Origin of the sequence: Streptomyces sp. TM32, from assembly GCF_004122755.1 — a bacterium.
GTDB classification, from domain to species: domain Bacteria; phylum Actinomycetota; class Actinomycetes; order Streptomycetales; family Streptomycetaceae; genus Streptomyces; species Streptomyces sioyaensis.
The window spans coordinates 1-11,966 of sequence record NZ_SDIG01000183.1 but is presented as its reverse complement, the minus strand read 5'-3'; the positions used below and the strand labels follow the sequence as shown (position 1 = coordinate 11,966).

Genomic DNA, 11,966 nt, shown 5'->3' with positions numbered 1-11,966 from the left:
GGGGTGGGGACGGCGGACGCGGTCGATGCCACGCTCATGAGAGCCCTCCATGGGGAGTGGGGAGGCTGTGCGAGTCGACGGTCGGGGAGACGGCGGGCCGGCCGAAATGCGGTGCCGGGATGGCGCCGAGTGCGGGCGCAACCCGGTGACCTGGCCCTTCTCTACGCCGCAGACTGTTCCCGGGCCCGCCGGCCGGGCGCGTGAAGCCCAGGAAGCGAAGGGATGAGGGTCCGCGGAACACTGGTCGCCGCCGGCCGCGGCGGCCGACCGGCGACGGGTACCGGCCACCAAGCCCTGGCCGGGCCCGAGCGCAGGCCGGAGCCGGGTCCGGGGCCGGTGCCGGCTCCGGGCCCGGCCCCGGCTGCACGGCCGGAGGCCTACTTGGACCGCGGCTGACTGCCCGTTAGCGTGCCCCCACACACGCGACTCTTGTAACCACCGAGCAGTGGGGGCACACGTGAGCCGACCGTCACGACGCGCAGTGCTGGGGACCGCCGGAGCGATCGGTGCGGGGGCGGCGCTCGGCGGGGCCTCCCCCGCCGCCGGGCGGGACGGCCGCCGGCAGGGGCGGGCACCGGCGTACGACACCGCACCGGCACGGGCCGCGCTGACCCGGCTGCTGCCCCGGCACGCCGACCAGTTCCAGCTGGTGGCGCTCGCCCCGGACGGCACCGGCGACCGGTTCCGCGTCGAGGGCCGGGCGGGCCGGATCACGGTCGCCGGGACCACGCCCGCGGTGCTGCTGACCGGCGTCCACTGGTACCTCAAATACACCTGCCGGGCCCATCTGTCGTGGGCCGGCGACCAGGTGGAGCTGCCCGGCCGGCTGCCCGCCCCGGCCTCCCCCGTCGAACGCGGCACCGCGCTGCCGCACCGCTTCGCCCTCAACGACACCCACGACGGCTACACCGCCCCGTACGCGACCTGGCCGCGCTGGGAGCGGATCATCGACGTACTGGCGCTGCACGGGGTGAACGAGGTGCTGGTCACCCCGGGCGCCGAGGCGGTCTACCACCGACTGCTGACCGGCTTCGGCTACTCCGACGCCGAGGCCCGCGCCTGGATCCCGGCGCCCTCGCACCAGCCGTGGTGGCTGCTGCAGAACATGAGCGGCTACGGCGGCCCCACCAGCAGCGAACTAATCGCCAAACGCGCCGAGTTGGGCCGACGGATCACCGGCCGGCTGCGCGAGCTGGGCATGCGCCCCGTACTGCCCGGCTACTTCGGCACCGTCCCCGGCGGTTTCGCCGCCCGCAACCCCGGCGCCCGCACCGTGCCGCAGGGCACCTGGTCGGGACTGGCCCGCCCCGACTGGCTCGATCCGCGCACCGAGGTCTTCGCCAAGGCGGCCGCCGCCTTCTACCGCCACCAGGAGCAACTCCTCGGCCCCGCCGACCACTTCAAGATGGATCTGCTGCACGAGGGCGGCGACCCCGGCGACGTCCCGGTGCCGGACGCCGCCCGCGCCGTCGAGAGGGCGCTGCGCACCGCCCGCCCCGGCGCGACCTGGGTGATCCTGGGCTGGCAGAACAATCCGCGGCGCGATCTGCTGGACGCCGTCGACCACGACCGGATGCTGATCGTGGATGGCCTCAGCGACCTGGAGACGGTCACCGACCGGGAGCGGGACTGGGGCGGGGTGCCGTACGCGTTCGGCTCCATCCCCAACTTCGGTGGCCGCACCACCATCGGCGCCAAGACGCATGTCTGGGCCGAGCGCTTTCCGGCCTGGCGCGACAAGCCGGGCAGCAGGCTCGCCGGGACCGCGTACATGCCGGAGGCCGCCGAACGCGACCCGGCCGCGTTCGAGCTGTTCAGCGAACTCGCCTGGCGGGAGCGGCCGGTGGACCGCGGCGCATGGTTCGACGGCTATGCCGACCTGCGCTACGGCGCCCGCGACGCGGGGGCCCGTGCCGCGTTCGCCGCACTGGGCACCAGCGCCTACGAGATCTCCAGCAAGGACGGCCGCCCGCACGACTCGGTCTTCGCCGCCCGCCCCGACCTGGCCGCCCGCTCCGGCACCGTCTACGCCACCCACACCCCCGCCTTCGACCCGGCGGCCTTCGACACCGCGTTCGCGGCGCTGCTGACCGTCCGCCCCGCGCTGCGCGGCTCCGACGCCTACCGCCGCGATCTGACCGACACCGCCCGGCAGGCGCTGGCCAACCGGTCCTGGCAGCTGATCGGGCAGCTCCAGGACGCCTACCGGCGCAAGGACCGGGCCACGTTCCGTGCGCTGTCCGGCCTGTGGCTGCACCTGATGCGGCTCAGCGAGGACGTCACCGGCGCCCACCGGCAGTTCCTGCTGGGACCGTGGCTGGCGGACGCCCGGGCCATGGCGTCCGGCCCCGAGGAGGAGGCGCGTCTGGAACACAGCGCCCGGGCGCTGCTCACCACGTGGGCGGACCGGGCCACCGCCGACGGCGGCTCGCTCGCCAACTACGCCAACCGCGACTGGCACGGCCTGATCGGCGAGGTCCATCTCCCGCAGTGGCAGGCGTACTTGGACGAGCTGGCGGACGCGCTGGCCGCGGACCGGCCGCCGAAGACCTTCGACTGGTACGCCCTGGAAGAGCCCTGGACCCGCGCCCGCACCAGCCATCCGTTGCACCCCACGACCGAGGCGTACCGCACCGCGCAGCGGGTCCACGACACCCTCGCGAAGGCTCCGTACCAGGGCACCGTCACCGTCACCACGAGCCCGTCCGCGCTGCCGCCGGGCGGAAGCGGCGACGTCACCGCGGCCCTGCGCAACGTCAACGGGCTCCGGGCGACCGGCCGGGTCGACTTCGCGCTGACCGGCGTCGAGGCCACCGCGCAGGGACCGGTGTCGCTGCCGTCGCTCCCGCCCGGCGGCACCGGCCGGGCCCGCTGGCGGGTCACCGCACCCGCCGGCCCGCTCACCGAGCCGCTGACGGCGCTGCCGTACGGCCTCACCGCCGACTACGGGCCGAAGGGCGAGCCACGGGTCCGCGCCACCCACCACGGCACCCTGTTCGTGGCGGGGCCGCTGGGCCCGGAGTTGCGCACGGTCACCACCAACGCGGCGGTCTTCGGTCAGCTCGGCGACCGGCTCGCGGTCAACGGCGCGGGCGCCGACCTGTGGAAGGCCACCGCTGAATTCGGCGCGGTCTACCGGCCGGACGCGCTCACCGCGGGCGGCTCGGTGACGGTCGAGGTGAGCGCGCAGGACCCGACCGGCCCCTGGGCCCGCGCCGGCCTCGTCGTCCGCAACCGGCTGGCCACCCCCGTCCCCGGCTCCCCGGACGCCCTCGGCTTCCTCAACCTGTCCGTGACGCCCGCCAACGGCGTCGTGCTGTCCTACGACGCAAACGGCGACGGCACCCTGGACACCTACCGTCGGCTCACCGGCGTCACCGCGCCCGTCCTGCTGCGGCTGACCCGCGGCCCGGACGCGGGGCGCTCCGGTACGTACACCGGCGCCTGCTCCACCGACGGGGGCGCCGGCTGGCGCGAGATCGCCACCGTCCGCGTCCCCGGAGCGGCCGCCCGGCAGGACACCGGACTGCACCAGTCGGCCGCCAACTCCGCGACCGGGGACCGCGGTACGGCAACCTTCCGTCGCTGGACGGTCACTGGAAGCGCATCCGGCCACCGCGTACGCTGACCGCAACGCACCACGAGCGAGGGGAAGAACACGGTATGAGTGCCGCAGCGGAGAAGGAGTGGCTCTACGCCCTGGACATCTCCGACGCCACCTGGCAGCGCGCCCCGGGCGAAGCGGAAGAAGCGGTGGAGATCGCCTTCCTGGAGCGCGGCGCGGTGGCCATGCGCAATTCCACGGACCCCGATGTGGTACTCCGCTACACCGAGGCGGAGTGGCGGGCGTTCGTCCTCGGCGCACGCGACGGCGAGTTCGACCTGGAGCGCTGACGACGGGGGCCGGGCAGCGGTCGGGCGGCCACCGCGGTGGGCACACCGCGGTGGCCGCAGCCGTGTCCGGCCGGCGCCGGAGCGCCCGGCGGGCCGGTGACCATCACAGGATTCACTCGTTTCACGGAACGTGAAGCAGCAGCAGAAACAGCAGCAGGCGACACCCCGGCACGTGGACCGCGTCTCCCCCGCCGGCGGCGAGGAGGCCGGCGACGTCATCGACGTCGAGCAGGCCGAGGCGGCGCTGGTGGAGCACTATGCCCGGCTGGTCCGGCTGGCCTATCTCGTGCTGCCGCCCGGCCAGAGCCGCGGCCGCCGGGTGCTGGCCGCCCACGGCGTGGTGCAGCGGACCCTGCCGCGCCAGCGCAGCTCCACCCGCGGGCTCGGGCTGCCCGCCCAGCGCGCCGGCACGGACGCCGCGATCGACCCCGGCTACGCCTTCGTACGGCTGCGGGTCCTGCGGGCCGCCCTGTCCGGCCGCCGTGCCCTCCGCCGGCCGCCGCTGTTCCCGCAGGTGTGGGGCCTGCGGCTGTTCCCACGGTCCGGCGGCGCGGATGAACTCGCCCTGGACCAGGCGCTGTCGGCGCTGTCCGGACCGGCCCGGGCGGCATTCGTGCTGCGCGATCTGGAGCGGCTGAGCACGCCCGAGGCGCGCCGGGTGCTGGAGGCGGCCGGGGTCACGCACGCCCGGGAGGCGCTGGACGAGGCGGAGCGGGCCGCGACGCCGGCCGGCAGCCGGGACCGGTCGCTGCTGGAGTCGCCGGAGTTCGACCCCTGTGCGCTGCAGGCCCGGCCGACGGATCTGATCCGGCGGCGGCAGCACGGCCGGGCGGTGCTGGCGGCGGGCGCGGCGGTGCTGGTGTGCGGGGCGCTGCTGGGGATGCCGGGCGACGGCTGGGGCCCGGACGGCGCCGCCGCCCCGCCGTACGCCCGCAACGCCGCCGCCGAAGCGGCCCTGGACCCCGGGAAGCTGCGGGTGAGCTCCGCGACCGCCTGGAAGCAGGCCGCGCGAGAGGACTTCGCCGCCTGGCCCGCCCGCGGCGACCGGATCCACGACAAGGCGCTGCTGCGGCGGGCGCTGGCCGTGTGGGCCAGGCCGGGGGCCGGGGTGCAGGTCTCGGCGACGCCCGGGACCGCGCCGGGTCCGGCGGCCGGCCCGGCCCAGCTGCTGTTCGCGGGGGTGGTGGACCACGCCGTGGTGGTGCTGCTGCACGACGGGCTCCGGGTGGTGCGGTACGCGGAGGCGGCGGACGGCGCCGGGCAGAGCGACGGCACCGGAGCCGCGCTGGACTTCGCCCGGGTGGACGGCGCGGCCGGTGACGCGGCGAGCGCGCTGGTGGTGAGCCGTACGCAGGGCAATGTGCGCTATCTGACCGCCCCGTGGGTGACGTCGGTGCGACTGGTCGATCTGGTCAAGCCGGACGCGGCGGGCCAACCGGTGGTCATCGGGGCGGGCGGGGTCACCAGCCCGGTGCCCACCGCGCAGTCCGCGGAGAAGTGCACGACCTGGCCGGCACTCCAGGCCGGCGGCCGGCTGCTGACCGATCTCGGTGAGCTGGCCCCGGCCCGTCTGACGTACGGCAGGCCGCGTCGGCCCGGCGAGGTGACCGGCAAGCAGGCCAAGGCGGCCTGGGCGCGTACGGCCTGCCAACTGGCCGCGGTGCGCGGGCAGGGCGTACGCACGGTGAACGCCTGGCAGTTCGCCCGGCAGCCGCTGCCCACGGGCGCCGGCCTCGCGGCCTGGCTGTGCACCCGCGCCGAGACCTGGCGCGGTGCGGGCAGCCGGACGCTGGCGCAGATCCAGACCCCGGCGCCGAGCGGCGCGCCCTACGCGACGGGCTCGGTCACGGCGCAGGCCGAGGGCGGTACGGCCTGCGGACCGCGCAATCCACGGGTGCTGGCCGGAGTCCTGTGGAAGTCCCCGGCCGGCACGTGGTGGCTGCTGGCCGCCGGCAGCGGACAGGTCACCTCGATCACGGCCCGGGGCGGGCTGCACGCCCAGGCGGCGGGCCGCTTCCTGGCGGCCCCGGCCGCGGCGGGCGACCACGCGGAGCTGACCGGCCGGCTGGCGACGGGCGGAAGGATCGAGGCGCTGCACTGAGCGTCCGCGGGCCGGGCGCCTCGGCCGGCCGGCCCCCCACTTCCGGCCGACGCGCCGCAAAAACCCCTGGTCCGTGCCCGATCTGTGATTGCGCACGCGATTCCGCGCCGGGCTCCGGATCGTTAGGGTGGTCCGTATGACGACCGTGGCGCGCCGCAGGATGGGCGTCGAGGAGCGGCGTGAGCAGTTGATCGCCGTCGCCCTCGACCTCTTCAGTCACCGTTCGCCCGAGGACGTGTCGATCGACGAGGTCGCCGAGGCCGCCGGGATCTCCCGGCCGCTGGTGTACCACTACTTCCCGGGCAAGCAGCAGTTGTACGAGGCGGCGCTGCGGTGGGCCGCCGAGGAGCTCACGGCGCGCTTCGCGGAGCCGCACGAAGGCCCGCTCGGCGCCCGGCTGTTGCGGGTCATGGAGCGGTTCTTCGACTTCGTCGCGGAGCACGGCCGGGGCTTCTCGGCGCTGATGCGCGGCGGCCCGGCCATCGGTTCGGGCCGTGCGGGCGCGCTGGTCGACGGTGTCCGGCAGGCCGCCTTCACGCAGATCCTGGCCCATCTCGACGTCTCCCGGCCCTTCCCCCGCCTGGAGATGGTGGTCCGCTCCTGGATTTCGCTGGCCGAGACCACCGCACTGCTCTGGCTGGACGGCCGACGGGTGCCGCGCACGGAGCTGGAACGCCAGCTGGTGCACGACTTCGCGGCGCTGGCGGCGGTGAGCGCGGCGTACGACGCGCGGATGGCGCAGGTGGTCCGCCGGATACTCGCCGACGAACCGGAGAACGGGATCTTCGCGGATCTGGTGGGGCGGCTGATGGAACTGCCGGAGCCGGCCTGAGCGAGCGGCGGTGCTCTTCGCCGGGGCCCCGGGCACCGCTCCCGGACCGGTCCGCCACAATCACGTCATGGAGATCACCTTCCGGCTCGCCGACGACGGCGCCGATCTGCCCGCCCTGGTCGCCCTCTACGACGCCGCGGCCCGCTGGATGCAGGAGAACGGTATCGCGCAGTGGAAGCCCGGCGAGAAGGACGCGGACCACTTCCGCCGACGGCGGGCGGACGGCGAGGTCTGGCTGGCCCAGGCCGGCGGGCGCCCGGTGGGCGCCTTCGAACTGTGGTGGCAGGACGAACCCGCGTGGGGCCCGCAGCCCCCGGAAGCGGGCTATGTACACCGGCTGATGGTGGACCGCGACCGGGCACCGGCCGGCACCGGCCGGGCGATGCTGGCCCATGCCGAGCGCCGGACAGCCGAGGCGGGGCGGGCCTGGTCCCGGCTGGACTGTGTCTCCTCCAACCCGCGCCTGCGCACGTACTACGAGGACGCCGGCTACACCGTCGTCGGCGAACAGCCGTTCAAGGAGGGGACGGGCGGCAGCAAGTACGCCGTCACCCTCCTCGAAAAGCGGCTGGCCGGCTGACGTCGGGCGCGTCTGGGTCCAAGCGTCAGTTCAGGAGATTGAATTCGCTGGGGAGAGCGGCGGCGTCGCCCCCCGTGCAACCGGAAGTTCCGGCCTTGGCTGTACAGCATTGGGCACTCGGAGTTGAGACTTCGAAGCATCGACTCCGACGCCGAAGAGCTCCACCGGATCACGTCCGGTGGAGCTCTTCGACGGCTTGCGGACGCGGTGACGGTGGTGCGCTCCTGCCGCATCACCGTCGTGCCGAGGCCTGTCCTCGCCAGGGTTCGTCCGGCCGAAGAGACGAAGAAGTACGCCAAGTAGGCCCAAGTGTCAGCCGATGCGGTGCTCTCCATGAGAGCGCGGCAGACCTGGTTCATCGCCCTACCGGCCGGACACCGGCAGATGACAATACCTGCGCGGTGGACGTGCCGGTATTCCGACAGTTCGTCGAGGCACTGCTCGCGTGCTACGCCTCAACACGCCACCCAGTTCAGCACGGGCTCATGCAAGGCGTGCTGCTCGCCTCCCTCGTGATGCTGGAGCGCGGTGGTGTGAAGATGAGCCCAAAGTCCGAGAGGGCGGCCTTCTTTCTTGAGGAGGTGGAAATGTTCGCAGGCTCGATGTAGGTGACACAGGATGACTCGCGCGAAGCAAGAGCCAGTTAAGACCGTGTCCTATGTGAGGGCCATCATCCACCGCACGTGAGAAATCCAGAGCGTCCGCTGCGCGGGGACCGGCCAGAAAGGGTCTCGTGCAGCCGCGGCCAGACGTCGGCTTCGGTCCACTCAGCAGGCGTCGCCAACAGGTCATGCCCGTTCCGAAACCCAGTTCCTGCGGGAGGAGTTCCCCCGCGATCCCGGTGTGCAGGTACGGCTTCGCCGTTGTGGACCTCCCGGTTCACTGCAGTCCTGGCCTTCACTGCCCTCGCGAAAGTCACGGTTCGATTCTCTGCAGGCCACATGGCCCGGCTGACGAGCTCGTGCACGGTTAGCGGTGGGACGTCGGAAGGGTCGATGGGGCTTCGGCGCTCACGTCTGCCGTGCCGGGATCCGGTCTGCGGTCTGCTGCTGGGACAGCAGGCCGGCGACGGCTTGGACGGTGTCCTCCAGGCGCGCGCGGCGGCCGAGGTGGCGGGCCAGTGCTCGCCAGTTCTTGAGGTGGGCAATGCCGTGCGCAACCCGGATGCGGCGTGCGGAGCCTTGCGCTGACGCTTGTGTATCTCCTCGCAGTATCGGTGGTGCGGCGACTGGTCTGCCAGCCGCTCGACAGTGGGGTGGCCGAACGATGGCCAGGACACGTGAGACCTGGCCACCGATACGGAGACAGGACGATGTAGCCGATCGTGCGCTCCACGCAGGCGATGGGGTAGGCCCGGATTTACGGTGGTTGGTGCCGTCCCGGTGGTGTGTCCCCCGTGCTGCCGGGGCGGCGTCCCCCTTCCGGGGTTTCGGCGGGGGGGTGGACCCCGCACTCGCCCACCTCGGCGAGCGGATCGGCCGGACCTCGCCCACCGCGCTGGCCCGCACCCGCGCGCTGCTGTGGGCTTCCAGCCGCCCCTCGATGCCGACGTCGCGGCCGAGGAAATGATCCGGTCGTTCCTCAGCGCCGATGTGGCGGTCGCGGTCGGCCGGTTCGTCCACCGCGGCGCCCCCACAGGAGCCGGCCGCTCCACGGCCCCGCGGGCAAACGGCGTGAGATGCGGCGGCCCGCTCAGCCGTGCCGGAAGACCGCCACCGTGCGGGCCGGGACGGTGAAGGTGCCCGAGGAACGCGCGTAGGACGCGGTGGCGGTGGTGCGGTCGGCGCCGTGGGCCTGGACGGGATGCAGGGCGTAGGGCTCGCCCGCGAGGGCCTGGACGGTCTGCTGCGCGCGCTGCGGCGTGGCGTTGAAGACGATGACGAGGTGGTCGAGGCGCATGGTGAGCACGCCCGGGGTCTCGTCCTTCCCGGACAGGGGGAAGGAGAGCGCCTTTTGTACCGCGTCGGTGGTGGGCAGGCCGAAGGCCGGTTCGGTGGCGTGGATACGGAGCAGATCGCGGTAGGCGGCGGCGGTGTGGCGGATGGTGGCGCAGCCGGGGCGCAGCGCGGGGTCGGCCAGCAGGGACCGGGCGTAGGGCCACTTGTCCTTGTTGTCGGCGGCCGGGGGCAGTCCGCGGCCGAAGCCGTTGCCGTCCTCGCAGTTCCAGTGCAGGGCGTTGAACCAGTCGCCGCTGTCGAACGAGTTGCGGTCCAGGGACTTGGAGCGCAGCAGGTCGGAGCCCGCTTGGGAGAGCGCCGGGCCCTGGGACAGGGCGGCGGTGGCCAGCGCGAGCACCTGCATACGGGAGCGGTCGGTGGCGCCGGTGCGCGGCGGGAGCTTGTAGGCGAGCGCGTCGTAGAGGGTCTCGTTGTCGTGGGCGTCGGCGTAGGCGAGCGCGTCACCGGGTGCGGCGGCGTAACCGGCCGGGGCACCGTTGTAGTCGACGCCGGAGCCCGTCACCCGCCGGCCGGTGCTGTCGGTGAAGGTGTAGTCGGCGAGGTTGCCGGTCAGGCCGACCTTGAGGAGGTCCTGGTAGTGGAGCAGCCGAGCACGTTGTTCGGCCGGACTCCCGTTGGCGGGTGAGGAGTTGGGGTCGGTGTACAGGCCCGAGGCGAAGCCCTGGACGCGGGGGTCGGCGTCGAAGGGGCCGCCGCCGCGTACGGCGTCGCGGGCGCGGTCCGAGAAGGTCGCGATCCCGGTCCCCGCCATGTTCTTCTGGGTGGCCTGGACGAAGCGCGCGTCGTTCGCGGCCTCGCCGAAGTTCCAGCCCTCGCCGTAGAGGATGACCGACCTGCCGTCCACCCCGTCCTTGGCCGGGGTCAGCGCGTCCAGCGCCTTGCGGACGGCCAGGATGTTGGCCTTGGGCTGGTGCCCCATGAGGTCGAAGCGGAAGCCGTCGACCTTGTACTCCTTGGCCCAGGTGACGACGGAGTCGACGACGAGCTTGCCCATCATGGTGTGCTCGGTCGCGGTCCCGGAACAGCAGGTGGAGGTGGCCACGCTGCCGTCGTCCATGAGCCGTTGGTAGTAGCCGGGGACGATGCGGTCCAGTACGGAGTGCGGGTCCTGGCCGCTCGCGGCGGTGTGGTTGTAGACCACGTCCATGACGGTGCGCAGCCCGGCCCCGTTGAGGCCCTGCACCATCCGGCGGAATTCGACGGTACGGGCGGTGCCTTCCGGGTCGGAGGCGTACGACCCCTCCGGGACGGTGTAGTGCAGCGGGTCATAGCCCCAGTTGTAGGCGTCGCGGGCGGCCGCCTTGGTGACGCAGTCCTGCTGACGCTCGGAGTCGGGGGCGTAGGAGGCGAGGTCGCAGCCGGGGCGGGCCTGGTCGGCGCGCTTCTCCGGGACGGTTGCGCTGTCGAAGGCCGGCAGCAGGTGAACGTAAGACGTTCCAGCGGCTGCCAGGGATTTCAGCTGGCGCATGCCGTCGGACCGCTGGTCGGTGAAGGCGAGGTACTGCCCCGGGTGGCGGGAGGTGCGGTCCTCGACGGAGAAGTCGCGGACGTGCAGCTCATGGATGCGGGCCCGACGCAGCGGCACCGCGGCCGGTTTGCGCAGGTCCGCCCAGCCCTTGGGGGCGAGAGCGGGGTCGTCGAGGTCGACGACGAGGCTGCGGGCCGAATCGGCGGTCAGGGCGGTGGAGTAGGGGTCGGTGACCTTGTTGGTGACGGTCCTGCCGACGGTGGGCGCCCAGACGGTGACGAGGTAGCGGTACGGCCTTCCGGCCCAGTCGCGCTGCCCCTGGACGTGCCAGACACCGCTGCTGTCGTCCCGTCGCATCGGGACCCGGCGGCCGTCGAGTTCCAGGGCGACGGTACGGGCGGTGGGCGCCCAGACGGAGAGGGTGGGGCGGCCGTGGTGGAAGACCGGTCCCAGCCGGGCGTGTTGGGCCCGGTCGCCGTAGAGGTCGTCCAGGACTCCGGGTATCTGTACGCCGGTGGTCAAGCTCCGGCCGTCCGCCGTGTGCTGGGTGGCGACGATCCGTCCGCGCAGCGCCGTACGGGCCAGGCCGCGGTCGCGGGGGTCGACGGTGAAGGCCGGATAGCCCGTCAGATGGGGGAAGGCGTTGCGCTCGGCCGGGGTCAGGGTGCCGGGCGTGAGCCGGATGCGCCGCCCGTCCGCGCCGGACCCGTTCGGCCCGAACTCCAACTCGGCCCCGGCGCGTTCGGCGCCCTTCCAGACCACGGTGTCACGGTCGATCCACTGGGCCGACGCCTGGCCCGGGCCGGACGGCGCCGCCTGGGCCGGCTGCTGCGGAGAGGAGACGAGCAGGGTCGCCGCGCCGAGGGTCAGGGCGAGGGCGGCGGCCAGGCGCCGGGCGGACCGGTGTGGGGTGAAGGACATGGGTCATGGTTCTAGCCGCGACGATTCGGAGGTGCAAGACCTTACGCAAGACATTGCAAGGGTGTTACGTTCCTTCCCGTAAGCCGGTCCGGCCGGCCGGAGACCCGTCCCAACGGGCCCTACGCGCCCGGCCGCCCGGACCGGCCCCCACTACGGAAGCCCGGACCGGCCCCACCCCGCTGGGCCGGCAGGCGAATACCTCAGAGCCCCAC

8 protein-coding genes and 1 pseudogene are annotated in these 11,966 nt (G+C 73.6%); 7 read left to right on the top strand and 2 right to left on the bottom strand.

Annotation, left to right across the window (positions count from 1 at the left end):
* The first annotated feature begins 457 nt into the window (after positions 1-457).
* The 6 genes from EST92_RS27560 (at position 458) to EST92_RS32440 (ending at position 8,015) form a co-directional block, all read left to right on the top strand.
* Positions 458-3,628 (top strand): alpha-N-acetylglucosaminidase, encoded by a 3,171-nt coding sequence (locus tag EST92_RS27560; RefSeq protein WP_129283457.1) that lies wholly within the window; start codon positions 458-460, stop codon positions 3,626-3,628.
* A 35-nt stretch (positions 3,629-3,663) separates the two neighbouring features.
* On the top strand, positions 3,664-3,894 hold the full coding sequence (locus EST92_RS27555; protein ID WP_129283456.1) for a DUF397 domain-containing protein: 231 nt from the start codon (positions 3,664-3,666) through the stop codon (positions 3,892-3,894).
* 130 nt (positions 3,895-4,024) lie between these two features.
* On the top strand, positions 4,025-5,995 hold the full coding sequence (locus EST92_RS27550) for a hypothetical protein (protein ID WP_129283455.1): 1,971 nt from the start codon (positions 4,025-4,027) through the stop codon (positions 5,993-5,995).
* 136 nt (positions 5,996-6,131) lie between these two features.
* Positions 6,132-6,827 (top strand): TetR/AcrR family transcriptional regulator, encoded by a 696-nt coding sequence (locus EST92_RS27545; RefSeq protein ID WP_129249999.1) that lies wholly within the window; start codon positions 6,132-6,134, stop codon positions 6,825-6,827.
* A 67-nt stretch (positions 6,828-6,894) separates the two neighbouring features.
* Positions 6,895-7,407 carry a GNAT family N-acetyltransferase gene (locus tag EST92_RS27540; RefSeq protein WP_129283454.1) on the top strand — a complete coding sequence of 171 codons (513 nt, stop codon included), beginning with the start codon at positions 6,895-6,897 and terminating at the stop codon, positions 7,405-7,407.
* Positions 7,408-7,481: 74 nt separating this feature from the next.
* Complete coding sequence (locus tag EST92_RS32440) at positions 7,482-8,015, top strand: DUF6086 family protein (protein WP_254069053.1); 534 nt, start codon at positions 7,482-7,484, stop codon at positions 8,013-8,015.
* Between the two features lie 70 nt (positions 8,016-8,085).
* Here the strand turns inward: EST92_RS32440 and EST92_RS32435 are convergent.
* A pseudogene (locus tag EST92_RS32435) lies at positions 8,086-8,229 on the bottom strand (IS5/IS1182 family transposase); the annotation flags it as partial.
* 618 nt (positions 8,230-8,847) lie between these two features.
* Here EST92_RS32435 and EST92_RS32645 point away from each other — a divergent pair.
* The gene (locus EST92_RS32645) at positions 8,848-8,976 is read left to right on the top strand and encodes a hypothetical protein (protein ID WP_275540905.1); all 129 of its coding nucleotides are present in this window, start codon (positions 8,848-8,850) and stop codon (positions 8,974-8,976) included.
* A gap of 123 nt (positions 8,977-9,099) precedes the next feature.
* Here EST92_RS32645 and pulA read toward each other — a convergent pair whose 3' ends face one another.
* The gene (gene pulA, locus EST92_RS27520) at positions 9,100-11,754 is read right to left on the bottom strand and encodes a pullulanase-type alpha-1,6-glucosidase (protein ID WP_129283452.1); all 2,655 of its coding nucleotides are present in this window, start codon (positions 11,752-11,754) and stop codon (positions 9,100-9,102) included.
* Positions 11,755-11,966 lie beyond the last annotated feature (212 nt).

What these genes read in the sequence shown, in the direction of transcription:
- EST92_RS27555 (WP_129283456.1), top strand. Translation starts at nt 3,664, where the DNA reads ATGAGTGCCGCAGCGGAGAAGGAGTGGCTCTACGCCCTGGACATCTCC.
- EST92_RS27545 (WP_129249999.1), top strand. Translation starts at nt 6,132, where the DNA reads ATGACGACCGTGGCGCGCCGCAGGATGGGCGTCGAGGAGCGGCGTGAG.
- EST92_RS27540 (WP_129283454.1), top strand. Translation starts at nt 6,895, where the DNA reads ATGGAGATCACCTTCCGGCTCGCCGACGACGGCGCCGATCTGCCCGCC.
- pulA (WP_129283452.1), bottom strand. Translation starts at nt 11,754, where the DNA reads ATGTCCTTCACCCCACACCGGTCCGCCCGGCGCCTGGCCGCCGCCCTC.